We start from the raw sequence: 1,262 nt of genomic DNA, 5'->3' as shown, positions 1-1,262 counted from the left end.
AGGTAGAGGATCAGGTCCTCGTCGAGGGTGATGCGGCCGAAGTCCATGGCGACGGTGGTGGTCGTCTTGCCGGAGACGTGGCTGAGGTCGTCGATGCCGGCGGAGGCCGAGGTCATGACGGCTTCGGTGCGCAGCGGGTTGATCTCGGAGACGGCGCCGACGAGCGTGGTCTTGCCGACACCGAAGCCGCCCGCGACGACGATCTTCGCGGAGGTGGTGGCGCGGGTGGGGGCGGCCGCGTTAGAGCTTGCGAAGTCCACTGAGGACCCTTTCGAGCAGCGTGACGTCGGGCTGGTTTCCGGATTCGCCGCCGGAAGCGGGCTGGTGGATGGCGACCAGGCCGGCTTCGGCCAGGTCGGCCACGAGGATGCGGGCCACTCCCAGGGGAAGGGAGAGCAGCGCCGAAACCTCGGCCACGGATTTGACCTCGGTGCACAGGGTGCAGATCCGCTGGTGCTCGGGGAGCAGGGTGGCCAGCCGCTGCGGGTCCACGTCGGCCGAGACGAGCGCCTCCAGGGCGAGCTCGTACCGCGGCCGGGTCCGTCCGCCGGTCATCGCGAACGGGCGGATCAGCGGGCCGGAGTCCTGCTCGTCGTCGAAGTCGTCGGCCTGTCCGGGGTCCTGGGCCGGCGGGTGGCCGGCTCCCGGGGCGGGCCCGCCGGCCGGCTGCCCGACGCCCGGCCGGCCGCCGTGGAGGTGGCCGGACTGCTGTCCGTACGTCCCGTCCGGCATCGGGTAGCCGGCCGGGGGAGTGTCGTACGCGGGCCGCGGCCGGCCGTACTGGTCGTACTGTCCCGGCGGGTACGGCTGCTGACCGTACTGCTGGCCGTGCTGAGGCTGGCCGTACTGCTGGCCGTGGAGCGGCTGGCCGTACTGCTGACCGTGGCCGACGACGCCGGGTGCTCCGAAGGCGTCATGGCCTGTGCCAGGGTACGGAACGCCGTACTGGCCGCTGCGGTCGTCGGGCGGTGTCACGGTTCCTCTCCTCACAGGGTGCGGCGGTGCGGTGCGAGCTCTGGCACGGGTCCGGAGCCGGTGGTGCGAAGGCCGTACAACGCCCGAACCCGAGCCCGCCGAAGCGGGCCCGGGACGGACGCGGAGGTGCTTCGAATACCTGGACGGTATCCGACGAACCGTCAGTGCAGGAGACTGCCCTGGAGTTCTGCGCGGAGTGCGGGGGTGAGGACGGCGCCGGCGCGGTCGACGAGCAGGGCCATCTCGTATCCGACGAGGCCGATGTCGGAGTCGGGGGAGGCCAGGAC

General features: G+C 72.0%; 2 protein-coding genes and 1 pseudogene. All 3 read right to left on the bottom strand.

Annotated features, from left to right (window positions below; translation table 11 throughout):
* Positions 1-260, bottom strand: a 260-nt coding sequence (locus tag AB0N76_RS39880; RefSeq protein ID WP_363565754.1) for an ATP/GTP-binding protein, incomplete at its 3' end; no start/stop codon positions are given.
* On the bottom strand, positions 241-975 hold the full coding sequence (locus AB0N76_RS39875; RefSeq protein ID WP_363565753.1) for a DUF742 domain-containing protein: 735 nt from the start codon (positions 973-975) through the stop codon (positions 241-243). The genes AB0N76_RS39875 and AB0N76_RS39880, both read right to left, overlap by 20 nt.
* 161 nt (positions 976-1,136) lie before the next feature.
* Positions 1,137-1,262 (bottom strand): annotated as a pseudogene (locus AB0N76_RS39870) (roadblock/LC7 domain-containing protein); the annotation flags it as partial.

It is taken from the genome of Kitasatospora sp. NPDC093806, from assembly GCF_040683335.1.
Lineage (GTDB): Bacteria > Actinomycetota > Actinomycetes > Streptomycetales > Streptomycetaceae > Kitasatospora.
Note: the sequence above shows the minus strand (reverse complement) of the source record. Positions and strands in the feature narration are given on the sequence as shown.